The following is a 26,119-nucleotide window of genomic DNA, read 5'->3' on the forward strand; positions in this document are numbered from 1 at the left end:
ATTATATTTTTTCTCAAAGATACGAAGTCTATTTAAAAAAATAACGGCAAAGATTCTAAGATATAAAGACCTTATTACTTCTAGATTTTACTCTAAAACTACTTCCAGATTTGTACTTTCAGGATTCTCTAAACAATCGGAAAGCTGGAATGTAAGTGTTACTGTTTTTTTGTCTGAACTAAGAATTGCCGCTGAATTAGAAACCGACTTTATTTTACGAGGAAAATTGTACTTAAGTGCATAGGTTTGGGTAAAACTTAAGATATTGAATTTAGATTTGAAATTATTTATTTGCCTTTTATTCTTCTTAATTTCAGCCTCATTAATAACCTTAACAATACGTTTAAATGTTGTTCCGTCAAAGCTATATTTTAAATCAAAAAAATGACTTTCTGCCGTAAGTGCATAATTGTTTTCAAGATCATTTGCATAATCTTCAGTATTGTATAAATTAGGAACAGCATCTATTTTGGTAAAAGGAAATGTAATAGAAGTTTTAAATTCCTTATCGAAAGAACTCTTCTTTACATGCACTTTTGCATTTGCATATTTTTGGAACAACTGCTGTTCTCGTTGGGTATATTTTAAAAATATTTCGTTATATTTTGTAATATAATCTCGAAAAACATAGGTTGTATCTTGAAATTTATCTTCTTTAGAATACTTTTCTCCCATCAAAAGCATATAGCTATGTTCATCTCTAAGTTGCATTGCTTCGATAGTTCCGCTCCCATCTTCGTTTAGATTTATTGTTTCGGTAACTTGACAACTTGTAAAAAGTATTGCGAGCAAAAAAGAGAAGAAATAATTTTTCATTTAAAAAGCTTAGAATTTAAAATGCTAATGTAAACAAGTTTTGTAAGAAAAAACTATTTCGCGAAGTTTCGCAAAGCTTCACAAAGAAAAAATACAGAGAGTCGCAAAGTTTTATTTCACGCAGATTTGAGAGATTTTAGCTGATTTTATCACACAAACATTATCCTCTTGAGCGGAGTCGAAGGATTGCGCGTTATAAAACCAATTACTCGTAAAAATAATCTGTGTTTTACACACAACCGAAATCTTTGCGCCTCTGTACCTTTGTATCTCTGAACCTTTGAACCTTTGCACCTTTACTCCCAAGAGAATTGAAATACAATAAATTGCTGCTACAAAAAATCTAAAATCTGCATTCTAAAATCTACATTCTTTTCTTTATCTTTGCATTCTTATAAAAAAAGCGCAAAATGGCATTATCAGAACAAGAAATTATCCGAAGAGAAAAACTTCAAAACTTACGCAACTTAGGAATCAATCCTTATCCAGCTAATCTTTTTCCTGTAAATCATACTTCTAAGCAAATTAAGGAGTCTTTTGAAGAAGGTAAGAAGGTTATCGTTGCAGGACGTTTGATGAGTGTTCGTGACCAAGGAAAAGCTTGTTTTGCTGAATTGCAGGATAGCGAAGGACGTTTACAATTATACGTTAATCGTGATGTTTTGTGCGAAGGTGATGATAAAACTTTATACAACACGGTATTTAAAAAATTAACCGATTTAGGTGATTTCATTGGTATCGAAGGAGAATTGTTTACTACAAAAGTTGGTGCACAATGTGTACGTGTAGATGGATTTACTTTCTTGAGTAAAACATTGCGTCCGCTACCTTTACCGAAAGTTGATGAAGACGGAAATGTACACGATGCATTTAATGATGCTGAGTTACGTTACAGAATGCGTTATGTAGATTTAACAGTGAATCAACACGTTAAAGAAACGTTTATTAAACGTACAAAGTTATATACTGCAATGCGTGGTTATTTTAACGATGCAGGTTATCTTGAGGTTGAAACTCCGGTTTTACAATCAATTCCTGGTGGTGCTTCGGCAAGACCTTTTATCACGCATCATAATTCGCTTGACATTCCGCTATATATGCGTATTGCAAACGAATTGTATTTAAAAAGATTAATTGTTGGTGGTTTTGAAGGTGTTTATGAGTTCTCTAAAAACTTTAGAAATGAAGGGATGGACAGAACGCATAATCCTGAATTCACCGCAATGGAAATATATGTAGCCTACAAAGACTACAACTGGATGATGGAATTTGCTGAAGGTTTGCTTGAGCATTGTGCAATTGCTGTAAACGGAACTAGCGAAGTTACTTTTGGTGAGCATAAAATAAACTTTAAAGCACCTTACGCTCGCGTTACAATGACCGATTCTATCAAACATTTTACTGGTTTTGATATTTCTGGAAAAACAGAAGAAGAGTTATTTGAAGCTGCAAGAGGAATGGGAATTGAAGTGGATAATACAATGGGGAAAGGAAAACTAATTGATGAGATTTTTGGAGCTAAGTGCGAAGGAAATTACATTCAGCCAACTTTCATCACTGATTATCCTAAAGAAATGTCGCCTCTTTGTAAAGAGCACCGCGATAATCCTGAACTTACAGAGCGTTTTGAGTTAATGGTTTGTGGTAAAGAAATAGCAAATGCTTATTCTGAATTAAATGACCCAATTGACCAACGTGAGCGTTTTGAAGATCAAATGCGTTTGGCTGCAAAAGGTGATGATGAGGCTAATGGTATCATCGACGAAGATTTCTTAAGAGCGCTTGAATACGGTATGCCTCCAACATCTGGAATGGGTATTGGTATGGATCGTTTGATTATGTACTTAACAAATAATGCATCTATCCAAGAAGTATTATTGTTCCCACAAATGCGTCCTGAGAAAAAATTAGCTCAGATTGAACTTTCTGATGAAGAAAAATTCATCGTAGATTTATTGAAAGGAAATGAAAATAAAATGGATCTTCAGCAATTAAAAATTACTGCTAATTTAAGCGGTAAAAAATGGGATGCTTCTATGAAAAACTTATCTAAACACGGTTTAACTAAAGTTGCTGTTGAAGGTGAGTTTAAAACTGTAGAATTGGTAGGGTAGTTTTTTACTCGTTACAATATTCAAACCCGACAGGTTTTAAAACCTGTCGGGTTTTTTATTCAAATTTAATGACTCAAAAATATTCATGTCAAAAATTAAAGATTATTTTATTTATACTATTTTCATCTTATTTACTATAATTAGTTCCTATCAATTAATCGATTCATTTATACATCCAGATATCGAATTAAATGATTCGCTTTTATTTAAAGACAGATTAAAACAACTTAACGGAATAGTACTTTTCGGCGGACTTGGATTGATCTATTTTCTTATTAAGGAGAATAAATTTAACCCGAATAAAAATTCTATTAAAACATTTATCATCATGTTTTTTGGCTGTTTAATTTTTGTTATTAGTAGTTTATTCTTGATTTTATATCCTGAAGAATTTAGGAGAGGCAATAAATTTGTCAAAATAATTATTGGCTATTCTGGAATCCTGTTTTTTGGAACTGGCTTAATTATGTCAGTATATAAATTAATTAAAGAGATTTTTAAACCTAATAAATACTAATGATATAATTCAGAAAATCATCTAATGAATAAACCTGAAAGCACTAATTCTATTAATCTATCCTCGGATAATTGAGTTAGAAAAAGTAAAGAAGATATAAAATATGGCAGGCTTATTTCGCAAGAAGATTTAAATAAGATGGACTTAGAATGACTATCAAAACAAGAAAAATTAAACTAATTCTAATTGCATTTTTAAAAATATTAAGATAAAAAAAGAGCTTCAATTGAAGCTCTTTTTTTATCTATTGCTCTAAGAATATTTTCTCTTTAAAAAGAAATTTTCTCTAGTTTTTTATTATCTATATCAAGGATTGCTTGAGATTGATCAGGAACAGCCCCTTTCCATTTTTCCTGAACTGATGGATTAGAAGGATATTTACCATTTTTCATTTTTACACTATAAAGAATTCCTTTACTACTCACTATAAGATCCTGAAATTTTTCGGAAGCAGTTGTTCCAACAAAAATAGGAAAATCGGTTACTGTAAATTTATTCAATAAGCTTCCGTCATTGTTCAAGATAAAACCAGAACATCCGCCTGTACCACAAAAATAAGGATTAGAGAAACCTACAAAGTACTCGTCTTTTTTATCATTATTTAAATCGAAAGCATCATAGTAAAAAAATCGGTCTTCTTTTGTCATTGCTGGCAAATCCTTGTTTAACAAAACTGTGGTTAATTGCTTACGAATCATATCGACTACTTTAGAATCTATTGGAGCTGTTTTATTATTTCCTGCCGCTGAGTCATTATCGGTTTCCGTTGTTACTGATAAGTCAATGGCTGTTGAGTCCACTCCTTTTCCTGTATCTGTAGCCGTTTCTTTTTTCTGGCAAGAATATAAACTAAGCATTGCTAAGCCTATTAAAAATGTCTTTTTCATGATTTTATTATTTTTTTTTATTACCGTTAAATTTACAAAAAATTAAATAAATACATTTGTTTTAGAGGGTTTCTTAAAGTCATTCATTGACAATAAACGTACTTTAAACCAATAAAGCCGATTTATTTTCTAGATCTTTTCTTATCAGCAATTCTTTGATATTATTATACGTTACAAGCGCAATTTGAGTTAATGCTTCGCTCGTAAAAAAAGCCTGATGTGCAGTTACCAATACATTCGGAAAACTCATTAATCGCTGGATTGCATCATCTTTTATAATATCTTCTGAAAGGTCTCTAAAAAACAATTTTTCCTCCTGCTCATATACATCAATTCCTAAATATCCTACTTTACCATCTTTTAGCGCTTCTATAACACTAGCTGTTTCTATAAGTCCGCCACGGCTAGTATTAATTATCATAACACTGTTTTTCATTTGCCTAAGCGAATCTTTATTTATGATATGCTTTGTTTTTTCGTTTAATGGGCAGTGCAAAGAGATAATATCACTTTCTTTAAAAACTGTCTCTAAATCGGTAAATACAACTCCCTCTTTTTCCATTTCGGGATTACTTACAATATCATAAGCAAGAATTCGGCAACCAAAGCCTTTTCCTATTTTAGAGAAAGCTTTCCCTATATTCCCTGTTCCTATTATACCAATTGTTTTACCATGCAAGTCAAATCCTAATAACCCATTTAGCGAGAAATTTTGTTCACGAACTCTATTATACGCTTTATGTGTTTTACGATTAAGTGTAAGAATCATTGCCATAGCGTGTTCGGCAACAGCTTCAGGTGAATAAGCAGGAACGCGACAAACATGAATTCCGTGTTTCTTTGCTGCTTCCAGATTTACATTATTAAAACCAGCACAACGTAAAGCAATAATCTTCACACCCTTTTCTGCCAATTGTTTTATCACCGTTTCATCGACAATATCATTTACAAAAACACAAATAATATTCGAACCCTGAATTAAACTTACTGTATGTTTATTAAGCTGTGTTTCAAAAAATTCTAAGTCAAAACCAAACTCGCAATTATGTTTATTAAAGAAAGTCTTATCATAAGGCTGAGCCGAGAAAAACGTTATTTTATTCATGCCTGCTACTCTATCTAAATCCATATATGCTTTCTTTAAAATTATAATTGTTTATTCATTAAAATTAAACAAATAATCGCAAAGTAAATTTCCAGTCAAAAAAAAAAGAGCTTCAATTGAAGCTCGTTTGATACAAAAATTATAAATCAATCTTAAACACGAATTTCACGAATTGTCACTAATCCGTTTGTGAAATTAATTTCACAAACTAAGCTACTCATTAAGATTTGTGCAAATTCGTGAAATTCGTGTTTGTTATTTTATTTTCTTAATTACAATATGTTTCGATTTTAGTTTTTTATCAGTTGCATATTTTAGTAATTGTTTACCAGCTTCTACATTACGATCAGATGATAAAACATCTGCACCATTGGTAATAAGTTTGTAATACAACTCATCTCCTTTGGCAGCAGCACTTTTATCAAGATTTCCCATAGTTCCTAAAATACAAGAAATTTTTCGGCTGTGTAAATACTCATATACTTCTGGTTTTGGTTCAGAAGTACCTACAAATGCAATCATTTTATTGGCTTTTACACCTAATTTCTCCATACGTTCCACATCTTCTTTTCCTCTTGCCGAAACCGAAATCATTAAGTCTGGCGCTAGTTTAGCAGCCTCTGCAGCTTGCGTTGCACTATAAGTAATAATTACCGAATAAGACTCCGCTTTATTTCTTCTTACAGCATCGATAATCATTTGCATCGGAACGCCTTTCTTGATATCCAAATTATAAATTACTTTACCCTTACCCCATTGTAGGATTTGATCTAAAGTTTCGATTTTATATGGAGTTACTTTTCCTTCAGTATCTTTTAAGAAAAGCTCTTGTAACTCTTTATACGTATATCCTTCGATAACCCCCGTTCCAGTTGTTGTTCTGTCTAGTGTATTATCATGCATCATTACTAAAACTGAATCCTTACTCAAAGCAATATCAGTTTCTACAATCGTAGGATTATATTTTATTGCATTGGCAAATGTTGGTGTACAGTTTTCTGGAAACCCAACAGTTGGACCACCTCGATGTGCACTTACCAACGGAATTGTTTTCTTAGAATAATTTAAAAACTTCTGTAATTCTTTAGAAGTTTTAAATTTTAATAAATATTCATTTTCCTGGGCAAAACCAAAACTAAAAATGAAAGAAACTAAAACTGCAAACCACAAACTTTTATTCTGAAACATATTATATTTATTAAAATTGGATTGCAAAATTAAGCAATTCCTACTATGCAAAGCCCTATAAAAAGTGAAATTATTTTAACCATATAAGTAATTTAAGTAAATATAAGCGCGACTTAATCAGCCTAAAATTTAAATGGACTTACATGACTTATATGGTTACCTTTTTTTATTACAATCTTAAATCTATGCAACCTCAATTATTTTATTCCCTAAATTTTAAATGGTCAGAACTAAACAGCAATCCAATACCGCTATAAGGATCTTTTTTTAAATCATAAAAATTAGTCACTCCCTCTAAATCTTTATATAAACTAGCAATTATTGTACTAGACTGGAAACCATCTATTGTATGGTTTATAATAGTATCGGCAAGACAAGCCAGTTCTTTTGTCGAGTTGGTTACACCTATATTATTACCCGTTTCCCAGTCCCAAATTATCCAATCCCAATTGTGTTTTTTATAAATGCAATCCATCCATAAATATGACAGATTTTTAATTTTCATCTTTCCTAATTCCTTTCCTTTCCAGTATTCAACACTTTCTATTATAGCTTGTATAGCGGAATCTGTTCCGTCATAAATAAAACTAGAATTCGAAATCTGAATAATCTTTATAGCATCTTTTATCTTAGTATCAATTGTTTTTAATTCCTTTTCATTTGGCTTTCTTAAAAAAGCAAACTCAATATCTTGTCGTTCAAAAATAGTTCCTCCCGATTTTTCGAGCATTTCTGCTGGAATACATTTCGTGTTAGAATATTCATCAAGAAATTCATCTTTCGGGTTAAAAGAGAAATTCTCATCTTCATAAAAACCCGCACAATATCGCTGCTCAATTTCTTTTAGCAGTTTATAACTCTCATAGTTAATATCCTCTTTTGCTTCATCCTCATTTGCAAACTTGCAAAAATAATCTGGCTGAAGAAACCAATACAAACACAATGCAGTTCCTTTATCACAATGTTTTTGTTTAATAATCCAGTCAAAAGGCTCAATTCCGTCATCATAATTCCAATGTTGCACAAACTGATGCAACTCGGCAGCAGTTAATTTCTTATAAGACATCTCGCCATTTACAGCTTTAAGAACCCGATTTTTACTTTTCTTATTAAACTCCATTTTTTCTCTTAGTAATAACTATTTTAATTATTTCAATCTCTTTACAAATTTAAAAACCTATCCTTATAAAAGTAGCAAGACAACACATAAAAAAACTCCTATAACAACAAGTCTTTAAACTCATTGTTATAGAAGTCTTTAAATTATTAAAAGTTTTTTATTTACTATCGCCCTTCTTAACCGATAAGACAGAAACATCATATCCTAGATTACGTAACACTTCTAATCCATCAAGAGATTCCAACTTATTTTTACCAGTCCATCCTTTTTGCAAACCAAATAAAATACATTCTCTAACATATTTAGGTCTATTCAGGTTCACAACTTCTTTTTCGTCAGTTAATGACTTAACAAGTGGAAAACCAAAATTTAAAGGAAGCCCAATTATTGGGTCATCCCATGTCAGGAAATCAACTAATAATGGTGTTAGCTTATAATCCTTTAAAAATATTTTTATTGTCAATGTTCCTACCTGCGCAGACAAATCGACCTTACCAGTCATTATATAGAGATAAACATTATCCTCGACAGTTATTTTTCTTAATTTGATGTGTCTAAATTAAACCTTAGTAAAACTAAACATCTATTACTTTAAATCTATTAAAATTTCATTAAACACATAGAAACATAGATTCTATGTGTAAAAAAGAATACAAAAAAGAAATACATTTCTTTCACATAGCTAGCTCTGTGCTTTTTAGATAAGTGAAACGCCTTTATTTAAGAATACAAATTCTATGTTTCTATCTGTTAAAAAAAACTTCTATATCAATAAGCTATTAGCTCACTAATATAAAAGCTTTTCTATATTATTCTAAAACCTGTTACAAACTATAATTCAGGTTTACGCTCCAGCGGTAATTAGCCTCCATTGCGCCATTAGATAAATTCTGGTTTATAGGAAGCATTCCGTTTACACCAACAGAAAATTTATCTTTCCCAACCTCAATACCAAATTTCCCAAACAGGATATCTCCAGCCGTATTTGGCAAATCCAAGCCATGTTGTTTGTTTGTAGCATAAACTTCGCCAGCAAAACCTAGTTGAGGAACTAATTGTACCGATGGTAAATCGAATAAATAAAAGAATGTTCCCGAATAATTAAACTGATTCCCGTATTGGTATTTTTGTTCATTTTCGGTTTTTATAACATAATTAAGCATTGTGTTTAAACCCAAATTCTTTCTCTTAATTACATATTCCGAAACCAGTAAATAATCCCAACTTCCCGTTCCTAGTTGGAAACTCTTGTTTACACTCCCCACATTATTAGCTTCATTAAACTTTCCTGTTGGCATTTTTACACCACCACCAAGTTCTATTTTATGCGTAAAAACTGTGCTGTCTTTTTGCGTTTCAAACACCGTATAAAGTGCCATTACCGAAATATCTCCCAATCCCGAAATACTCTCGGTTCCAGTCGTTAATTCGCGATTATGAAAATGATACGGAACCAATGCCGAAATCTGGATTCTCTTAGCAACAGGAATACGTGCCCAAGCCTGAACCGTATTAAAGTTCTCATCAATCCAGGGAGAATTAGCAAAAATACCATCACGACTCGTATAACTCTGATTGAAATAACGTATTCCAACAAAATTTGTGTTTAACATCGAGCTAAACCCCATACTTCCACCACTTGCCGAACAACCACAAGCATCACAATCAAAGTCTTCCATCATTGCCAAACGCTGAAATGTAAAGCTCGAAATACTATCTTTTACCGTTGCAGCAAAAGTTAGATTACAAACTAGAACTAAACTTAAAACTATTATTTTTTTCATTGTATTTTATTTTTTTAGGAGCTCCCGATAGCTTCGGGACCCGCTTTCCGTTGCAAGCTTTTCTTAAAATCCCATTTTTCTATACGTTTACAAAGTTTCCGCTGGTCACTTTGTAAACCCAAGAAAAAATAAGGTCTTTTCTCAAAAAGGCTTTACACTACAATCGGGGCTAAAACTCCTATTTTCATTATATTATTTATTCCTAACCTAAAACTCCGAAAGCTTCCTATCGGTCAAGAATTGATTATCTGTTAATGTTTTCAGGAAAGCGATAATTTGTTTTTTATCCATTTCCGAAAGTTCGATTCCTAATTTTCCATTTTGTCTCAGGATTGGGTCTAATGTTGCCGAAGCTTCAATTCCGCTGGCATAATGATTAAGAACCGCTTCTAACGTTCCAAAACGTCCGTCGTGCATATAAGGAGCCGAAACCTCAACATTTCGCAAACTTTGTACTTTAAACTTATAATAATCGCTTGCTAACTCAGTCACTTTGTAACGTCCCACATCATTTACTTTAGGATTTACCGCAAGACCATTGTTACGGAATGAATCGTCCGTCATTAAATCGGTAGCGTGGCACGAAGCACATTTAGAATTAAACAAAGCATATCCTGCTAATTCATCGGCAGTAAGAGTTCCTCCAGATTCATTACGACGGTATTTATCAAAACGAGAATTAGATGATGTTGCCATTACCATAAATTGCGAAAGTGCTTTTAGCATATTCTCCGTAGTAATAGCTCCATCGGTAAAAGCTTGCCCAAACAAGGTTCGATACGTTTTATCGCCTCGCATCATTTCGAGAATAGCATTTAAATCGCCATTCATTTCGATATCGCTCGTTAACGGAATTATGGGCTGTAAGTCCAGATGATTGGTTACGCCATCGTACATAAAAGTTCTCTGATAAGCCAAGTTCTGGATTGGTGGTGCATTTCGGGTTCCTAAAGCATCGCCAACACCATGACTTACAGTATGACCGTGGTGTGTAAAAGCGTTTTCCTGAATATGACAAAATCCACAGGAAACGATTCCATCAGAGGCCAAACGCCCATCATAGAATAGTTTTTTGCCCAGTTCAAATCCTTTTTCTGTTGGCGGATTTGTGGTAATATCATAAACCAAAGCTGGAAAATTTGATGGCACCTTAAAGTCTAAAGGCACATTTATATATTCATCATCCTGATCACTACAACTATATAATAACGGAATCATAACCCAAAGAAAATATTTTATTCTCATGGTTTCTAAATTTAAAAAGAAGCACAAAAGCTCGATTCTAGCCCCGATTGCCGCGATATCCTTTTTTATTTTTCTTTAAAATAAAAAAGATAAAGCAAAAAGCGGGACAAGAGTTCCTAATGAAAAACAACTTTTGTGCTCCTAGAAATGAAATTAATCGTTGTGTACGTGATCTACTCTAAACATTGTTGCTACATTGGCAGTAATTAAAGGCAAAGCAGCTCCCCCCATAATCATAGCGCCTGTTCCGCCCATGTTGTAATCTGAAAGTTTGATTTTATTAGGTCCGTCAAGAATTTTAGACAAATCGGCTATAATATGTACATCTGGCGAAATGTTAGTTCTTACCAAGGCTTTGGTTGGGAAATCCAGTGTTACTTCGGTATAGTTATAATCGGTTCCTGTTTGTCCTGTATGGATCATAAAAGGAAGTGCAGTTGTAACGGTTTCTGAAGTGAAATTACCTTCGAAAGCAAGGAATTTATATCCTGCAGTCCAGTTCCATAACATTTTGGCAGCTTGAGCTTGTGCCAGGAAATCTCCTTGTCCTGATGCTCCCAATTGCCATTGTTCTTTATCTACTCCTATTCCAAATTTTACTTTTATGTAATCTCCCGCAGGAACATCTGATAAGACAAATTTGTAACCAGCCGCGCTTGCTTCGTCAGCAATAAAATAGCTTTTTGCTTTTGGGTATGTGAATGTTGTTCCGTCAGTTTTTGTTAAAACAATATTACTTACGATGTATTTTACCGTTGTAATTTTTAAAACTTCCTTATTTGTAGTTGTGTTTGGCTGAGTTTCAAGAATTAAATCGTTTGATCCAAAAGAGTTGTCAAATTTTAATCCGATTTTTCCAGTTCCAGAAACTGATTCATTATTATCATCACTTGAACATGCTGAAATAGTAGCTGTTATAGCCAAAATAGCTATTACTTTATATAATATTTTTTTCATTTTTGAGTTGTATATCTTTAATAAGTCTTTAAAATAGTATGTGCATAGGCTTACTTCAAATGATAATAATCAAATGAAATAGCAGGACACAAAAGTGTTTTAATTAAAATTTAAGAAATACGTGCTGGTGGATGAAAAAACAAATCCGCATTAAGATGCGAATACAAATTAGCGTAAGCCGCATTAATTTGTGATTTAGTATTATTTGGATAAAATTGTAGGGTAAACAATTTAGTTGATTCAAACATTAAATCGACTTTATCCAGAAGAGTATTTTTTTTATCAGATGAAGATGGCTTTTCGGCATCGGCTGCTTTTGCTAATTCTTTCATCAAGTGACACTTTCCGTTACACTGCATAACAGGTTGTGCCTTGTTCTCGCAAAGTACGGTCGAAATGTAATCATAATTGACAATATATTCTATAACCGGGAATACAGGTTTTAGAAAAATAGCTAGAATCAATATGAAGACCATTTTTTTCACCATGCGAATTTAAGAAACAAATTTTATTTTATCATCTGTTAAATAAATTATAATTAAAAAAAATCAATTAAACCTATTGATTTCATCAATGTCTAACGACTATAACCTTTAAAACAAACAAATCATGAAAAAATTATTTATCACTGCTTTATTGTTCGTTGGAATGGTAAGCTTTGCTCAAGATGCTACAACAACGACTCCTAAGCAACAAAAAGAAAGATTGACTCCTGAACAACGAAATGAAAAACATTTAAAGAAACTGACTACCGAATTAAATCTAGATGCCAACCAACAAGCTCAAGTTGGAAAATTACTTGCCGAGAAAAGTGCCAAATCACAAAAATACATGGAAACTCGAAAAGCTAGAAAAGACAGCAATGCAAAACCAACTGCCGAAGAAAAAGCTGCTCTTAAAAAAGAAATGATGGATGAGAAAACAGCAACAGAAACTCAAATGAAATCTATCTTAAATGCCGACCAATACAAAAAATGGACTGCAATGAGAGAAGAAAATAAAGAGAAGATGAAAGAAAAAATGAAAGACAGAGCAAACAAACAATAATCCAGAATTCACAAAAAAAAACTTCCAGCGTAAACTGGAAGTTTTTTTGTTTTTACCATTAAGAGATTAAGAAAATTAAGCTTTAGTATATTCAGGATTTAAAAACCTTACAGGATTGCAACCTTTGAATTCCCTTAATGAAACTTAATTTCTTAATGGTGAAAAAAATATTTAAAAAGTTTTAGAAACTTTATCAATCGCCTGAATTGTAAAGTCTAAATCTTCGTATGTTAATGCATCTGTAATAAACCATGTTTCGTATGCCGAAGGTGCAATGTAAACTCCTTCATTTAACAATCCGTGGAAGAATTTCTTAAATGTTTCGTTATCCCCATTGGCAGCACTTTTAAAATCAGTAACTGGCGCAGCATCAAAATGTACCGAAATCATCGATCCTACTCTATTTATTGTAAAAACTACATTATTAGCTTTAAGAACTCTGTCAATTCCAGCTTCTAGATAAGCTGTTTTCTCGTCTAAACGAGTAAAAATAGCACGATCATTATCTAACGCTTGCAACATTGCTAATCCTGCTGCCATTGCCAGCGGATTACCCGATAATGTTCCTGCTTGATAAACTGGTCCTATTGGCGCCAGATAATTCATAATTTCCTCACGAGCAGCAAATGCTCCTACTGGCAAACCACCACCTATTACTTTACCAAATGTTACGATATCGGCCTTAATATTAAATAATTCCTGAACACCTCCACGAGCAAGTCTAAAACCGGTCATAACCTCATCAAAGATTAATAATATTCCGTTTTCTGTACATAATTCACGTAAACCTTCTAAGAAGCCTTTATTTGGCGGAATACAACCCATATTTCCTGCAACAGGTTCTATGATAATGGCAGCGATTTCGTTTTTGTTAGCGTTAATTAATGTCGCTACATTTTCTAAATCATTGTATTTTGCCAGCAAAGTGTCTTTAGCCGTTCCCTCTGTAACTCCTGGACTATTTGGACTTCCGAAAGTAACAGCCCCACTTCCAGCCTGAATCAGGAATGAATCTGAATGTCCGTGGTAACAACCTGCAAATTTTATAATTTTATCTCTCTTTGTAAATCCTCTTGCCAAACGTATTGCGCTCATACAAGCCTCTGTTCCAGAATTTACAAAACGAATTTTATCAATATTTGGAACCATCGAAACTGCCAAAGCTGCAATTTGTGTTTCCAACTCTGTTGGCATCCCAAAAGATGTTCCTAATTTAGCTTTCTCAATTACTGCATCAACAACTGGAGCATATGCATGACCTAAAACCATTGGTCCCCATGAATTGATGTAATCTATCAATTTGTTTCCGTCTTCATCATATAAATAAGCTCCTTTGGCGCTTTTTACAAAAATTGGAGTTCCTCCTACTGCTTTAAATGCTCTTACAGGCGAATTTACACCACCCGGAATTACTTTTTCTGCTTCAGCAAAAAGCTGACTGCTTCTTTGATATATCATTATTAACTTTAGATTTTAGAGTTCTGATTTTAGATTTACACAATAAATTTAAATCTAAAAATCAATTATAAGCTCATTAAAAATATTTTTATGTATCTGGTTTCTTTAGAATTAAATCTTACTTCACAATTAACTTCTGTCCGATAGAAAGGGTGTTATCTACAAGATTATTTTTTTGCTTTAAATCATCAACAAGTACGTTGAATTTTTTAGAAATAGAATATAATGTATCTCCTTTCTGCACTTCGTACAAGGAAAGATTACCCGAATTATTATTATTTTGTGTATTAGGTTTTGTAGCAATAACGGTTGTAGTTTTCTCTACTACTACATAGTCTTTGCCCATAGCTATATTATCGTATTGGTGTAATTCGTAACGCTCAATATAACTAATTAATTTTTCTGGATATCTAGGATCAGTTGCGTAACCTGCTGCTCTTAATCCTTTTGCCCATGCTTTATAATCTCCTTTTTCGTAAGTAAATAAGGTCGCATATCGGCTTTTTCCTGTCAGGAATAAAGCATGATCGCGAAACGATTCTGATGGATCTTTGTATTTTCTAAAACATTCCTGAGCCGAATCATCATCATGACGAACACTTTCTCCAACCCAGTCTTTATGGCATTTTATACCAAAATGGTTATTAGATGAAAGGGCTAAATCTCCTTTTCCTGCACCCGATTCTAAAATCCCTTGTGCCAGAATAATACTTGCAGGAATTCCGTAATTTTTCATATTACCCATCGCAATATCTTTGTATTGAGCAATGTAATCACTTATAGAAGTATTGGTAACAACTGTTTTTGAAGTCGACTCGATAACTTCAGTCGTAGTATTAGATGTAGTTTTTTTAGTATCTGTCTTGGTATAAACCGGTTTTTTCTTAGTTTGGATCGCTACTCTTTGTTTTTGTTGGGTAGTAGCAGCCTTTTTGGTTGTTGCAATAGCAGGTTTGCTTGCGTTACAACCTATTAGTGTTATCGTTATTAATAGTACGAGTGTTTTTTTAAACATTGCTTTTAATTATTGGTAAATTTTTATTCATCAGCTTCATATTCATTCCTTGTATTCCTTGTAATCCGCCAGTATGAATCAGCAGGATTTTTGAGTTTTCGGGGAAATAATTTTTCCTAATTAAATCTATAACGCCAAAAACCATCTTTCCTGTATAAATTGGATCCAAAGGGATTTGATTTTCATCAAAAAACTGATTAATAAAGGCAATAAGCTCTAAATTTACTTTACCATAACCGCCAAAATGGTAGTCTGTAATCAATTCCCAATTTTGATTCTTTGCAAAAATACGAATTTCATCTTTTAAAAAATCCCCTTTTAACGCTGGAAACCCTAAAACTTTTTGATTTGGTAACGCACTATTGCTAATTCCCGAAATTGTTCCTCCCGTTCCTACTGCACAACATACATAATTAAACTCTTCATCTTCGGGCGTTAAAATCTCCTCACAACCCCGAACTGCCAGCTCATTTGTTCCCCCTTCGGGCACTAGGTAAAAATCTCCAAATTTTGCTTTTAGATTATCTAAAAAGCTTATTTCGCTTTTAAGACGATAATCTTCTCGCGAAACAAACTCAAATTGCATTCCGTTTTCCTGAGCAAATTTTAAAGTTGGATTCCCTTCAATTTTATCGATAAGTTCATCTCCACGGATAATCCCGATGGTTTTAAATCCGCTTTCTTTTCCTGCATAAGCCACAGCAGCAATATGATTAGAAAATGCTCCGCCAAATGTGAGCAACGTTTCTTGGTTTTCGGCTTTCGCCTGAAGTAAATTATATTTGAGTTTTCGGTACTTATTTCCAGAAATAAAAGGATGAATCAAATCTTCTCTTTTAATTGTAAGTGAAATATTGTTCGGGAAAACGGTATGGATTTTTTGATTCAAAATCTAATTTTATTTTTGATTTAAATACTGCACAAACCGAAAAAAAGGTCTGCTCTTTAAATAGTTCATATTAGCCTCATTTTTATAAGCTTCTCTCTCAAAACTTATATTCTGATATGCCAAACTTGCATTTTTATATTGAAATAAACGCACCACATATTCTATTAAATACCAAATAAAAAATGGCAATATCAATAACTCTAATTGTTGGCGTAAATGTATTTTTTCATGATTAACAAAAACCTGATTGTTTTTGTCCGAAGGGTATTTTACCAATACAAACGGAAATACAGCCATTCCTCGATATCCTTTCGGAATTAAATATTTAGCAATAATCAAAAACATTCGCTGTAAAATTTATAAATTTGTAGTAGTAAATTACTTCTATACAAAGAAAATCATAATCAATTGAATTTACTTAAAATTAAACATAAAAATAGCATTTTGCCAAATTCAGAATTATGAATGAACAAAATAAGGAAAATAAATTAATTGAGGGCGAAGATTTTTATTATACCCCCGAAGGATATAAATGTTTTACAGAAAAACATCATTTAAAAAGAGGGTATTGTTGCAAAAGTGGTTGTCGCCATTGCCCTTATGGATATGATAAAAAAACAGGAGAAATTAGGAAATAGATTATTAGACTTCTTAGACTTTTGGTTTTTTGGATTATTCGACTGCTCCAAAACCTGAAAACCCTAAGAAATCTTAAATTCCTTTGAAACAAATTATATAATCTTTAAATTTCCAAATCTTTAAAATACGATAATTAGAAAATGTATCAATTTGAAGATTAAAAAATTCTACTTCAATGGATTTTTCAATCTTTAAATACTTAAATCTTTAAATACGAAATATGGATATCTGCTCTCAAAAATATAGGATTACTATCCACAAATCCTATCATAGGTCGGATATTCGGTATCCCTAGTTGTTAATTAGAAAATGTGCCAATTTGAAAATGAGATAATTATTTCAAATCGAATTTGCATTGATAGGTATTTCGCTCCTATGGAGCTTTTACCAACTGATCGTATTGTTTTCTATAAATATTACGCCTTTACAAGGCTGAAAAAATAAATTCGTTGGAATTATATTATTTTTATAGAAATAGAATTTATCGATTAGTATTTGGACCCCAGCGGGTCAACAATAATCTAAAAAACAAAAAATTAACCTGTTGTTAATCTAGCTAAAACACCTTAGCAACTTAGAATCTTAGCAACTAAGCAACTTTGAAAAAATGACTTTCCAAGAACAAATACAACAAGGAATTCCATCTATATTACCTCCAAAAGCAGTATACGATTTAGCTATAAATCATGCACCAAAGCGTAAAGCAATCCTTTCGGCAGAAGAAAAAAAACTTGCCTTAAAAAATGCATTACGTTATTTTGAACCGCAACATCATGCGGAATTAATAACTGAATTCTCTGAAGAATTAGAAAAATACGGACGTATTTATATGTACCGCTTTCGTCCTGATTACAGAATGTACGCCAGACCAATTAGCGAATATCCTGGAAAATCAGAACAAGCAAAAGCTATTATGTTAATGATTCAGAACAATCTGGATTATGCTGTGGCACAACATCCGCATGAATTAATTACTTATGGTGGTAATGGTGCTGTTTTCCAGAATTGGGCGCAATACTTGCTTACTATGCAATATTTGTCGGAAATGACAAATGAGCAAACACTAACTATGTATTCTGGACACCCAATGGGATTATTCCCTTCACATGCCGAAGCTCCACGTGTAGTTGTTACTAACGGAATGGTTATACCAAATTATTCTAAACCGGATGATTGGGAGAAAATGAATGCACTTGGGGTTTCTCAATACGGACAAATGACTGCGGGAAGTTATATGTACATTGGGCCACAAGGAATCGTACACGGAACTACAATTACAGTTTTAAATGGTTTCAGAAAAATTAAACTAAATCCTGAAGGAAACTTATTCGTAACTTCTGGATTAGGCGGAATGAGTGGCGCACAACCTAAAGCAGGAAATATTGCTGGTTGTATTACCGTTTGTGCCGAAGTAAACCCTAAGATTACTAAAATTCGTCATGAACAAGGTTGGGTTAATGAAATTGTAGAAGACCTTGACGAGTTGGTAAAAAGAGTTTCTTTGGCGAAAGCCAATAAAGAAGTAGTTTCTATTGCTTATTTAGGAAACGTAGTAGATGTTTGGGAGAAATTTGACCAGGAAAATATTAAGATTGACTTGGGATCTGATCAAACTTCACTACATAATCCTTGGGCTGGTGGGTATTATCCTGTTGGAATTACCTTTGAAGCTGCCAATGAAATGATGGCTAATAACCCTGAGTTATTCAAAGAAAAAGTACAAGAAACACTTCGTCGCCATGCCGACGCTATAAATAAGCATACTGCCAAAGGAACTTATTTCTTTGATTATGGAAATGCTTTTTTACTAGAAGCTTCTCGTTCAGGAGCTCAGGTAATGGCCGAAAACAATATCGATTTTAAATATCCTAGTTACGTTCAGGATATCATGGGACCAATGTGCTTTGATTACGGATTTGGTCCTTTTAGATGGGTTTGTACTTCTGGAAAACCCGAAGATTTACAAAAAACAGATGCTATAGCTTCTCAGGTTTTAGAAGAAATGGCAAAAACTGCACCCGATGAAATTCAGCAACAAATGCAGGATAATATTAAATGGATAAAAGGTGCTCAGGAAAATAAACTAGTTGTAGGATCACAAGCACGTATTTTATATGCTGATGCCGAAGGTCGTATAAAAATTGCTGAAGCTTTTAACCAGGCTATTGCCAAAGGCGAAATCGGACTAGTCGTTTTAGGTCGTGATCATCATGATGTTTCGGGAACAGATTCTCCTTACAGAGAAACATCTAACATTTATGACGGATCAAAATATACAGCCGATATGGCAATACAAAATGTCATTGGCGACAGCTTCAGAGGAGCAACTTGGGTTTCTATACATAATGGTGGTGGCGTAGGCTGGGGAGAGGTTATAAATGGTGGTTTTGGTATGGTTCTTGATGGGTCTAAAGAGGCATCAAAACGCTTAGCATCAATGCTTTTCTGGGATGTTAACAATGGTATTTCAAGAAGAAGCTGGGCTCGTAATGACGAAGCAATTTTTGCAATAAAAAGAGCCATGGACACGCAACCTTTATTAAAAGTGACCATCCCTAATATAGTAGACGAAAAGTTATTCTAAATTAAAGTCGATATTAAACTTTTAAATTATTTAAACATGAAAAAATTATTTATTTTACCGATTCTATTCCTTTTTATTCTAAGCTCTTGTAGTTCTGTTTCAGTCTATTCAGATTATGATAAAAATGTGGATTTTACTAATTATAAAACATATGCCTATTTTAAAGCCGGTATTGATAAAGTAGAGATTTCTGATTTAGATAAAAGAAGAATTTTACGTGCTATCGATGAGCAAATGGCAGCAAAAGGTTTTACTAAAAGTGATAATCCAGATTTATTAATAAACATTTTTACAAAAGCCAGAGAAGAAGTGAATGTAAACCAGTTTAGCGCTGGATGGGGTTACGGATGGGGTTATGGATGGAATCCTTACTTAATGATGGGAAATCAAACTTCTGTAACAACATCTACCCAAGGAACTTTATACATTGATTTTATCGATGCTAAGAAAAAAGAAATGATCTGGCAAGGTGAAGGTGTAGGTTATTTAACTCAACAAGGTGGAGAGCAAAAAGATAAAATAGTAACCAATTTTGTGACTAAAATATTAGCACAATATCCACCTACAATTGCAAAAAAATAATCTTTTTTGTTGTTCTTATTAAATAATTAATACATTTGTTTTTTCAAATAATAAACAATGAAAAACTTAAATAACATTATTATCGCTATTAACATTATTGTAATTATGCAATAATGGCGAGGTGTTATATAAATAAGTAAACAAAATACAATTTATTAGAACCTCCCAAATCGGGAGGTTTTTTATTTTAAAAAACAACCAAAAAAACACCATGAATTTATTTAATGAAGTAATTACAGCCAAAGAACAACTAAGCAAAGTAGTTGCCGCTACCCCACTAACTCAAAACCTTAATCTTTCGGACGAGTTTAAATCGACTATTTTATTAAAAAGAGAAGATTTACAAATTGTACGTTCGTATAAAATTAGAGGTGCTTATAATAAAATTTCATCATTAAATGACACCGAAAAAGCAAAAGGTGTTGTTTGTGCAAGCGCAGGAAATCATGCTCAAGGCGTAGCTTACTCTTGTAATTTACTACAAATAAAAGGCAAGATTTATATGCCGAAAACGACCCCGAAACAAAAAGTAAAGCAAGTACAATTATTCGGAAAATCTTTTGTTGAAATTGTTCTTATTGGCGATACTTTTGATGATGCTTATGCCTCTGCAACTGAAGATGCTGAAAAAAGCAATAGAATCTTTATCCATCCATTTGATGATTTAAAAGTTATTGCTGGACAAGGCACTGTAGGATTAGAAATTCTGGAATCATACAAAGAACCTATTGATTATGTATTTGTTCCCATCGGTGGCGGCGGACTTGCATCGGGACTTTCTGAAGTCTTTAAACATTTAAGCCCTGAAACCAAAATTATTGGGGTAGAGCCAAAAGGTGCTCCATCGATGAAGACATCTATTATTGATGGCAAAAACACACCATTAAAAACCATTGATAAATTTGTAGATGGTGCAGCAGTAAAGCAAGTTGGCGATATGACTTTTGGTATTTGTCGCAAAAACTTAGATGATATTATTCTTGTTCCCGAAGGCAAAGTTTGTACAACGATTTTACGCTTATACAATGAAGAAGCTATGGTTGTAGAACCAGCCGGAGCATTAACAATTGCAGCATTAGATTTTTATAAAGATAAAATAAAAGACAAAACAGTAGTTTGCGTGGTAAGCGGAAGCAATAACGATATAGAGCGCACTGCCGAAATAAAAGAACGTTCGCTACTTTACGAAGGATTAATGCATTATTTCATGATTCAGTTCCCTCAACGTCCTGGTGCGCTTAAGGAATTTGTAAATGATATTTTAGGTCCTAATGATGACATCACTTATTTTCAGTTTGCTAAGAAAAACAGCCGAGAAGTTGGTTCAGTGGTAGTTGGCTTGGAACTTAAAAACAAAAAAGACATCGTAAATATTAAAACCAATATGGTTGCCAAGGGATTCGAGTTTCAATATCTCAATGAAAATCAAGATTTATATACGCAGTTAATTGGATAAAAAATAAAGAACAAGTTAAAAATCTAGTAATCCTTTTCAATACCATTATACTTTCATTTTATGATTTATAAATAATCTATTATTTAAGAACCATTTTAGATTCATTTAACTAAATATATAAGATAAATCCTCTGTTTTGTGCTATTTTTGCATTTAATTTTTTTTCACATAAAGCCATGGTTATTTTAGACATTACAACAATCGAAGACATAAAACTATTAGTGAATACTTTTTATGCTAAAGTTCAAAAAGACGAACTCATTGGTTCAATTTTTAATGAAAAGATTCAAGGAAGATGGCCAGAGCATTTAGAGAAGATGTATAGATTCTGGCAAACAATTTTGCTAGAAGAACATACTTATTCCGGAAGTCCGTTTCCTCCACACAAACATTTACCAGTTGACCAATCTCATTTTAACCGATGGATGGAAATTTTTACAAAAACTGTAGATGGCCTTTTTATAGGAATTGTCGCTGAAGAAGCAAAGGTTAGAGCAGCTAATATGGCTTATATGTTCAATTATAAAATTGAATATTTTAGGAATGCTGAAAAAACATCTAAATAAAAAGCTAAAAATAGCTTGATAAATTCGTAATTTCGCAGAAGAACTACAACGATTTCGAAATGAACCCAACTATTGAAACAAATCCGTTATTGGACAGATTGCCTAAACACTTAAAGCAATTTATTAAACCTCAAGATTACAGCGATTATACGCCAATTAATCAAGCGGTTTGGAGATATGTAATGCGTAAGAATGTTGACTATTTATCTAAAGTTGCTCACCATTCATATCTAGATGGATTAAAGAAAACTGGAATCGAAATCAATAACATTCCGAGCATGTACGGAATGAACCGAATCTTAACCGAAATTGGTTGGGCTGCTGTAGCAGTTGATGGTTTTATTCCGCCAAATGCTTTTATGGAATTCCAGGCTTATAACGTCTTGGTTATTGCTTCGGATATTCGTCAGCTAGAACATATTGAATATACTCCTGCACCCGATATTATTCACGAAGGTGCTGGCCACGCTCCTATTATTGCTAATCCTGAATACGCTGAATACTTACGTCGTTTTGGCGAAATTGGTTGCAAAGCCATTTCTTCGCACAAAGATTACCAAATGTATGAAGCGATTAGATTGCTTTCGATTTTAAAAGAAGCCGAAGGTACTCCGCAAGCCGATATCGATCAAGCCGAAAAAGCAGTTGAAGATTTGCAAAACAATATGGGCGAATTGTCTGAAATGGCACAAATAAGAAACTTACACTGGTGGACAGTTGAATATGGTTTAATTGGTACAGTCGAAAACCCTAAGATTTACGGCGCTGGTTTATTATCATCAATTGGAGAAAGCGCTTGGTGTATGACCGATAACGTAACTAAAATCCCTTACGATATCTCGGCAGCAAACCAGAGTTTTGATATTACAAAATTGCAACCTCAACTATATGTTACGCCTACTTTTGCCCATTTAAATCTTGTTCTTGAAGAATTTGCTAATAAAATGGCTTTGCGTACGGGAGGAATTTCCAGCATTCAAAAATTAATAAACTCGAATGCTTTAGGAACAATAGAACTAAGTACAGGTTTACAAATTTCTGGAGTTTTTACTAATGTTATTGAAGCAGAAGGGAAACCCGTTTACGTACAAACAACAGGAAAAACAGCATTATCTTACCGTGAAAAAGAATTAGTTGGACACGGAATTTTAACGCATCCTGAAGGTTTTGGTAGTCCTATCGGAAAACTAAAAGGCTTTAATCTGGCTATTGAAGATATGAGTCCGATGGATTTAAATGCTTATAAAATAGTCGAGAATGAAACTATAAAACTAGAATTTGAAGGCGGAATTATTGTAGAAGGAGACATCATTACTGGCTCTAGAAACTTACACGGTGAGATTATTTTAATCAGTTTTAAAAATTGTACCGTAACTCACGGAGATACTATTTTATTTAAACCTGAGTGGGGTAATTATGACATGGCAATTGGCAAAAAAGTAGTTTCTGCTTTTTCTGGACCTGCCGATGTAAATAGTTTTGATTTAGTCGATTCTATTCCAAAAACAAAAACCATCAAAGCCAAGCATTCTAAAGAGCGTGATGAACTAGAAGAATTATACCAACAAGTTAGAACTATAAGAGAAACTAATTCTCATGAAACTTTACTAACTTCTATCTTCGAAAAAATCAAAGCAAATCATCCTAATGATTGGTTACTATCTGTAGAAATAGCTGAGCTTTTAAAAAATAGTAATCAGCCTCAATTATTACAGGAAGTATTAGCAAATCTTGAAAATTTAAAAACAAGAAGACCTGAAGTTGCACATTTAATTTCAGGAGGTTTAGATCTGATTTTTGATAAAGAGAAGTGTTAGAAACATTTTCATCCATAAACTTGTCTTTCCGAGGAACGAGGAATCTCCGCTAGAAACTAACACAAAGTGTCTTACGTTTGTGGAGCTACTCGTGGAGATTCCTCGTTCCTCGGAAAGACAAGTTTGAGAGAAAGACAAAATTGCAAGAAAACTTTGTGCCTTTGCAACTTTGCAACTTTGAACCTTAGCACAAACCTACAACTTCAAATCATTACTAAGATCAGTTTCGTTTTGGATTGTTTTGCCGTCGTATTGTAGTTTCCAACCCATTGTATTTGTCAGGATTAAAATTTTAGACAACTCACTGATTAATCGGTTTTGTGCATTTGCTTTAAGCGAAGACTTCTCAATTTTCTTAGCTAAACTCGCTTTTACAGATTTATTTATTTTATTATAATCATCTCCTGTAAACTCGTTTAACTGACTTTGCTCTACATTATAATACTGAATATCTGGATTGATTGTAATTTCTTCTTTTGGAATCGATACAATCTTTATTACTTTGTTTTTTTCGTCGATTTCATATTTCATCTTATGCAAATCGTAGGCAACAGTAACGTTTGCATTTACAATAATCAATGCTTTCTTCTCGAAAGATATCATATCTAATAAATACTTGTTTGAGTTTTTATAGGTTACTACTTCAGAGAAATGCCCTTCGGTAACTACCAGTTTACCAACGTTTACAATTTGTTGTTGTATTAAATTGGTATTATAATCCAAACTTGTCGAATCATCTTTTTTGAATTCACAATACTTGAATGCAAGGACAATTCCGACTATGATTACGATTCCGACTAAAATTCTTCTCAACATAATTATGTTTTAATGATGGCTATTATGAAGCCAATTTAGTGATTTTTTCAGAAAGCATCACTATGCTTTATTGATGTTATCGATAACCTCTTTAAGAATTTTTATACTTTTCATTTTATCCTGATGGTCAAAAATTGGGCTTGTAATCATCAATTCATCTATGCCTGAATAGTCTATAAAATGCTTTAGATCTTTTTCTAATTTCTCTTTGCTTCCCTTAAAGGTACAAGCTGTCATTTGATCTACATGAAATTTTTCTTCTTCGCTCATCAATCCATCTAATGACTCAAGTGGTGGTTGCATTGGTTTTCTATTATTACGAACCAATCCTAAGAACATTTGATATAATGTAGTCGAGAGAATTTCGGCTTCTTCATTTGTATCTGCTCCAATTGCATTTACACAAGCCATTGTTTTAGGACTACTCAAATATTTTGAAGGAATAAAGTTTTTGCGATAAAACTCAAATGCCTGCAACATCATCTTTGGCGCAAAATGTCCTGCAAATGCATACGGTAATCCTTTTGCAGCAGCAAGAGCAGCACTATCCATACTAGATCCTAATATCCAAACTGGTACATTTGCCCCTTCTGCAGGAAATGCTCGTACTTTTGCGGAAGCATTATCTGGTGAAAAATAATCATGAATTGCTTGTACATTTTTTGGAAATTTCTGTGATTGCTCATAAAAATCCTCTCGGATTGCTTGTGCTGTTAACGAGTCTGTTCCTGGTGCTCTGCCTAGCCCTAAATCTATTCGGTTTGGGTAAAGTGTTTCTAGCGTTCCAAATTGTTCTGCGATAATAAGTGGCGAATGATTAGGAAGCATTATTCCGCCCGAACCTACACGAATGTTTTTAGTCTGGCTTGCTATGTAACCAATTAAGACTACGGTTGCAGTACTTGCTACATGTGCCATATTATGATGTTCGGCCAACCAGAATCGGTTATAATCTAAACTATCAGCTAGTTGTGCAAGTTCTTTGGTTTTCTGAAAAGTTTCTGCTGCATTACTACCTTCAGTAATAAATGCTAATTCTAATAAGGATATAGGTATATTATTGTTCATGTTTAATTAATCTTTTTACAAAATTAGACATTAATAACCTTTTAATTGTTAATTGAATTGTAAAATTCTAACACTGTTAAATAAATATAACGTCGATAGAAAAAAATCTCTTATTTTGAATAGTTACATAATAGTTTGAAGTCACAAAATTTCTTAGGATAACTTGATGAATCCAAAAGTTATTTTTTGTAACTTTAGATAACAAATCATAAACCTCTTAATTATGAAAACTAGCAGAAAAATTAAATATATCACCAAAAGATATATTTACAGAATTATCAGAGATATAAGCGGTAATAAGGATAAATCTAAAAAATTGCTTTTATCTAATTTATTAAAAACAAACGTCCAATTACTTAAAGGTATAGATGTTAATAGTACGGTGCTTTTTTAACTCTTTATGTTAACAAAACTACATTTTTAATTACTAAATTGATGTTGGGATATCC

Annotated in this window: 25 protein-coding genes; 9 read left to right on the forward strand and 16 right to left on the reverse strand. The window is 32.9% G+C overall.

Annotated elements, in window-relative coordinates:
• Positions 1-87: 87 nt before the first annotated feature.
• Positions 88-816, reverse strand: coding sequence for a hypothetical protein (locus OA93_RS01765; RefSeq protein ID WP_039111404.1), 729 nt, complete (start codon positions 814-816; stop codon positions 88-90).
• Positions 817-1,226: 410 nt separating this feature from the next.
• Between OA93_RS01765 and lysS the strand changes: the two genes are divergently transcribed.
• A complete protein-coding gene (gene lysS, locus OA93_RS01770) occupies positions 1,227-2,930 on the forward strand; it encodes a lysine--tRNA ligase (protein ID WP_039111405.1) in 1,704 nt (567 codons plus the stop codon).
• Between the two features lie 85 nt (positions 2,931-3,015).
• Positions 3,016-3,447, forward strand: a complete 432-nt coding sequence (locus OA93_RS01775) for a hypothetical protein (RefSeq protein ID WP_039111406.1) — start codon at positions 3,016-3,018, stop codon at positions 3,445-3,447.
• A gap of 269 nt (positions 3,448-3,716) precedes the next feature.
• Here the strand turns inward: OA93_RS01775 and OA93_RS01780 are convergent, their stop codons facing one another.
• From OA93_RS01780 to OA93_RS01820, 9 genes are all read right to left on the reverse strand, one after another.
• Positions 3,717-4,334 (reverse strand): hypothetical protein, encoded by a 618-nt coding sequence (locus OA93_RS01780; RefSeq protein WP_039111408.1) that lies wholly within the window; start codon positions 4,332-4,334, stop codon positions 3,717-3,719.
• Between the two features lie 103 nt (positions 4,335-4,437).
• The gene (locus OA93_RS01785; RefSeq protein ID WP_240474643.1) at positions 4,438-5,463 is read right to left on the reverse strand and encodes a 2-hydroxyacid dehydrogenase; all 1,026 of its coding nucleotides are present in this window, start codon (positions 5,461-5,463) and stop codon (positions 4,438-4,440) included.
• A gap of 231 nt (positions 5,464-5,694) precedes the next feature.
• Positions 5,695-6,627, reverse strand: coding sequence for a glycerophosphodiester phosphodiesterase family protein (locus OA93_RS01790; RefSeq protein ID WP_039111409.1), 933 nt, complete (start codon positions 6,625-6,627; stop codon positions 5,695-5,697).
• A 202-nt stretch (positions 6,628-6,829) separates the two neighbouring features.
• A complete protein-coding gene (locus tag OA93_RS01795; RefSeq protein WP_039111410.1) occupies positions 6,830-7,747 on the reverse strand; it encodes a DUF4274 domain-containing protein in 918 nt (305 codons plus the stop codon).
• Between the two features lie 157 nt (positions 7,748-7,904).
• Positions 7,905-8,249 (reverse strand): hypothetical protein, encoded by a 345-nt coding sequence (locus tag OA93_RS01800; RefSeq protein ID WP_052259338.1) that lies wholly within the window; start codon positions 8,247-8,249, stop codon positions 7,905-7,907.
• Between the two features lie 322 nt (positions 8,250-8,571).
• A complete protein-coding gene (locus tag OA93_RS01805) occupies positions 8,572-9,531 on the reverse strand; it encodes a hypothetical protein (protein WP_039111412.1) in 960 nt (319 codons plus the stop codon).
• A 207-nt stretch (positions 9,532-9,738) separates the two neighbouring features.
• Positions 9,739-10,776, reverse strand: coding sequence for a cytochrome c peroxidase (locus OA93_RS01810; protein WP_039111414.1), 1,038 nt, complete (start codon positions 10,774-10,776; stop codon positions 9,739-9,741).
• Positions 10,777-10,929: 153 nt separating this feature from the next.
• Positions 10,930-11,733 carry an MbnP family protein gene (locus OA93_RS01815; RefSeq protein ID WP_039111415.1) on the reverse strand — a complete coding sequence of 268 codons (804 nt, stop codon included), beginning with the start codon at positions 11,731-11,733 and terminating at the stop codon, positions 10,930-10,932.
• Between the two features lie 110 nt (positions 11,734-11,843).
• The gene (locus tag OA93_RS01820) at positions 11,844-12,209 is read right to left on the reverse strand and encodes a hypothetical protein (RefSeq protein ID WP_039111590.1); all 366 of its coding nucleotides are present in this window, start codon (positions 12,207-12,209) and stop codon (positions 11,844-11,846) included.
• Positions 12,210-12,342: 133 nt separating this feature from the next.
• Between OA93_RS01820 and OA93_RS01825 the strand changes: the two genes are divergently transcribed.
• Positions 12,343-12,780 carry a hypothetical protein gene (locus OA93_RS01825; protein ID WP_039111416.1) on the forward strand — a complete coding sequence of 146 codons (438 nt, stop codon included), beginning with the start codon at positions 12,343-12,345 and terminating at the stop codon, positions 12,778-12,780.
• 171 nt (positions 12,781-12,951) lie between these two features.
• On the opposite strand, the gene hemL is transcribed toward OA93_RS01825, so the two are convergent.
• The 4 genes from hemL to OA93_RS01845 all read right to left on the reverse strand — a co-directional run bounded on the left by hemL (position 12,952) and on the right by OA93_RS01845 (position 16,487).
• Positions 12,952-14,238, reverse strand: coding sequence for a glutamate-1-semialdehyde 2,1-aminomutase (gene hemL, locus OA93_RS01830; protein ID WP_039111417.1), 1,287 nt, complete (start codon positions 14,236-14,238; stop codon positions 12,952-12,954).
• Positions 14,239-14,356: 118 nt separating this feature from the next.
• Positions 14,357-15,253 (reverse strand): glucosaminidase domain-containing protein, encoded by an 897-nt coding sequence (locus OA93_RS01835; protein WP_039111418.1) that lies wholly within the window; start codon positions 15,251-15,253, stop codon positions 14,357-14,359.
• Positions 15,246-16,142, reverse strand: coding sequence for a pyridoxal-phosphate dependent enzyme (locus tag OA93_RS01840; RefSeq protein ID WP_039111419.1), 897 nt, complete (start codon positions 16,140-16,142; stop codon positions 15,246-15,248). Before OA93_RS01840 ends, OA93_RS01835 begins: the two co-directional genes overlap by 8 nt.
• A 9-nt stretch (positions 16,143-16,151) precedes the next feature.
• On the reverse strand, positions 16,152-16,487 hold the full coding sequence (locus OA93_RS01845; protein ID WP_039111420.1) for a hypothetical protein: 336 nt from the start codon (positions 16,485-16,487) through the stop codon (positions 16,152-16,154).
• Between the two features lie 116 nt (positions 16,488-16,603).
• Here OA93_RS01845 and OA93_RS24975 point away from each other — a divergent pair, with 116 nt between their 5' ends.
• From OA93_RS24975 to OA93_RS01870, 6 genes are all read left to right on the forward strand, one after another.
• Entirely contained in the window at positions 16,604-16,780 is a 177-nt protein-coding gene (locus OA93_RS24975) for a DUF5522 domain-containing protein (protein ID WP_165571403.1), read from the forward strand.
• A gap of 608 nt (positions 16,781-17,388) precedes the next feature.
• Positions 17,389-19,365, forward strand: a complete 1,977-nt coding sequence (locus OA93_RS01850; protein WP_039111421.1) for a urocanate hydratase — start codon at positions 17,389-17,391, stop codon at positions 19,363-19,365.
• Positions 19,366-19,401: 36 nt separating this feature from the next.
• Positions 19,402-19,947, forward strand: coding sequence for a DUF4136 domain-containing protein (locus tag OA93_RS01855; RefSeq protein ID WP_039111423.1), 546 nt, complete (start codon positions 19,402-19,404; stop codon positions 19,945-19,947).
• A 211-nt stretch (positions 19,948-20,158) separates the two neighbouring features.
• Positions 20,159-21,403: a threonine ammonia-lyase IlvA gene (ilvA, locus tag OA93_RS01860; RefSeq protein WP_039111424.1), complete on the forward strand. Its 1,245-nt coding sequence runs from the start codon at positions 20,159-20,161 to the stop codon at positions 21,401-21,403.
• A 176-nt stretch (positions 21,404-21,579) separates the two neighbouring features.
• A complete protein-coding gene (locus tag OA93_RS01865) occupies positions 21,580-21,969 on the forward strand; it encodes a group III truncated hemoglobin (RefSeq protein ID WP_039111426.1) in 390 nt (129 codons plus the stop codon).
• A 59-nt stretch (positions 21,970-22,028) separates the two neighbouring features.
• Positions 22,029-23,786, forward strand: a complete 1,758-nt coding sequence (locus tag OA93_RS01870) for an aromatic amino acid hydroxylase (RefSeq protein WP_039111428.1) — start codon at positions 22,029-22,031, stop codon at positions 23,784-23,786.
• Between the two features lie 195 nt (positions 23,787-23,981).
• On the opposite strand, the gene OA93_RS01875 is transcribed toward OA93_RS01870, so the two are convergent.
• Both OA93_RS01875 and OA93_RS01880 read right to left on the reverse strand, forming a co-directional pair.
• Positions 23,982-24,602 carry a DUF4230 domain-containing protein gene (locus OA93_RS01875; RefSeq protein ID WP_039111430.1) on the reverse strand — a complete coding sequence of 207 codons (621 nt, stop codon included), beginning with the start codon at positions 24,600-24,602 and terminating at the stop codon, positions 23,982-23,984.
• 60 nt (positions 24,603-24,662) lie between these two features.
• Positions 24,663-25,670, reverse strand: a complete 1,008-nt coding sequence (locus tag OA93_RS01880) for an LLM class flavin-dependent oxidoreductase (protein WP_039111431.1) — start codon at positions 25,668-25,670, stop codon at positions 24,663-24,665.
• Positions 25,671-26,119 lie beyond the last annotated feature (449 nt).

Origin of the sequence: Flavobacterium sp. KMS (genome assembly GCF_000813005.1) — a bacterium.
In the GTDB taxonomy this organism is placed as follows: domain Bacteria; phylum Bacteroidota; class Bacteroidia; order Flavobacteriales; family Flavobacteriaceae; genus Flavobacterium.

Excerpts from the sequence above, each read along its gene's own strand:
- OA93_RS01765 (WP_039111404.1), bottom strand. The coding sequence starts at position 816 with ATGAAAAATTATTTCTTCTCTTTTTTGCTCGCAATACTTTTTACAAGT.
- lysS (WP_039111405.1), top strand. The coding sequence starts at position 1,227 with ATGGCATTATCAGAACAAGAAATTATCCGAAGAGAAAAACTTCAAAAC.
- OA93_RS01775 (WP_039111406.1), top strand. The coding sequence starts at position 3,016 with ATGTCAAAAATTAAAGATTATTTTATTTATACTATTTTCATCTTATTT.
- OA93_RS01780 (WP_039111408.1), bottom strand. The coding sequence starts at position 4,334 with ATGAAAAAGACATTTTTAATAGGCTTAGCAATGCTTAGTTTATATTCT.
- OA93_RS01785 (WP_240474643.1), bottom strand. The coding sequence starts at position 5,463 with ATGGATTTAGATAGAGTAGCAGGCATGAATAAAATAACGTTTTTCTCG.
- OA93_RS01790 (WP_039111409.1), bottom strand. The coding sequence starts at position 6,627 with ATGTTTCAGAATAAAAGTTTGTGGTTTGCAGTTTTAGTTTCTTTCATT.
- OA93_RS01795 (WP_039111410.1), bottom strand. The coding sequence starts at position 7,747 with ATGGAGTTTAATAAGAAAAGTAAAAATCGGGTTCTTAAAGCTGTAAAT.
- OA93_RS01800 (WP_052259338.1), bottom strand. The coding sequence starts at position 8,249 with ATGACTGGTAAGGTCGATTTGTCTGCGCAGGTAGGAACATTGACAATA.
- OA93_RS01805 (WP_039111412.1), bottom strand. The coding sequence starts at position 9,531 with ATGAAAAAAATAATAGTTTTAAGTTTAGTTCTAGTTTGTAATCTAACT.
- OA93_RS01810 (WP_039111414.1), bottom strand. The coding sequence starts at position 10,776 with ATGAGAATAAAATATTTTCTTTGGGTTATGATTCCGTTATTATATAGT.
- OA93_RS01815 (WP_039111415.1), bottom strand. The coding sequence starts at position 11,733 with ATGAAAAAAATATTATATAAAGTAATAGCTATTTTGGCTATAACAGCT.
- OA93_RS01820 (WP_039111590.1), bottom strand. The coding sequence starts at position 12,209 with ATGGTCTTCATATTGATTCTAGCTATTTTTCTAAAACCTGTATTCCCG.
- OA93_RS01825 (WP_039111416.1), top strand. The coding sequence starts at position 12,343 with ATGAAAAAATTATTTATCACTGCTTTATTGTTCGTTGGAATGGTAAGC.
- hemL (WP_039111417.1), bottom strand. The coding sequence starts at position 14,238 with ATGATATATCAAAGAAGCAGTCAGCTTTTTGCTGAAGCAGAAAAAGTA.
- OA93_RS01835 (WP_039111418.1), bottom strand. The coding sequence starts at position 15,253 with ATGTTTAAAAAAACACTCGTACTATTAATAACGATAACACTAATAGGT.
- OA93_RS01845 (WP_039111420.1), bottom strand. The coding sequence starts at position 16,487 with ATGTTTTTGATTATTGCTAAATATTTAATTCCGAAAGGATATCGAGGA.
- OA93_RS24975 (WP_165571403.1), top strand. The coding sequence starts at position 16,604 with ATGAATGAACAAAATAAGGAAAATAAATTAATTGAGGGCGAAGATTTT.
- OA93_RS01850 (WP_039111421.1), top strand. The coding sequence starts at position 17,389 with ATGACTTTCCAAGAACAAATACAACAAGGAATTCCATCTATATTACCT.
- OA93_RS01855 (WP_039111423.1), top strand. The coding sequence starts at position 19,402 with ATGAAAAAATTATTTATTTTACCGATTCTATTCCTTTTTATTCTAAGC.
- ilvA (WP_039111424.1), top strand. The coding sequence starts at position 20,159 with ATGAATTTATTTAATGAAGTAATTACAGCCAAAGAACAACTAAGCAAA.
- OA93_RS01865 (WP_039111426.1), top strand. The coding sequence starts at position 21,580 with ATGGTTATTTTAGACATTACAACAATCGAAGACATAAAACTATTAGTG.
- OA93_RS01870 (WP_039111428.1), top strand. The coding sequence starts at position 22,029 with ATGAACCCAACTATTGAAACAAATCCGTTATTGGACAGATTGCCTAAA.
- OA93_RS01875 (WP_039111430.1), bottom strand. The coding sequence starts at position 24,602 with ATGTTGAGAAGAATTTTAGTCGGAATCGTAATCATAGTCGGAATTGTC.
- OA93_RS01880 (WP_039111431.1), bottom strand. The coding sequence starts at position 25,670 with ATGAACAATAATATACCTATATCCTTATTAGAATTAGCATTTATTACT.